Raw genomic sequence first — 240 nt, 5'->3', positions numbered from 1 at the left:
TATAACGGAACGATTCCAAGCATACCTGTAGAGGTAGATCTGACAACATCAGCACTTCCAGAAGGCATAACGGTAAGTCCAACGGGTGATATTCTTGTAAGTAACGCTAAAAGTGGAATATATACCTTTACGTATCAGCTTTGTTCGAAAGTACTTACGGACGTTTGTGATTCGGCGACTGTAACTATAACAGTAAAAAATAGGATAGAAGCCAATGATGACGACAATGGAGATTCTGTA

General features: G+C 39.6%; 1 pseudogene. It reads left to right on the top strand.

Annotation, left to right across the window (positions count from 1 at the left end):
* Window positions 1-240 (top strand): annotated as a pseudogene (locus CCAND38_RS11915) (hypothetical protein); the annotation flags it as partial.

The sequence above is a fragment of the Capnocytophaga canis genome (genome assembly GCF_000827555.1).
In the GTDB taxonomy this organism is placed as follows: Bacteria; Bacteroidota; Bacteroidia; order Flavobacteriales; family Flavobacteriaceae; genus Capnocytophaga; species Capnocytophaga canis.
Note: the sequence above shows the minus strand (reverse complement) of the source record. Positions and strands in the feature narration are given on the sequence as shown.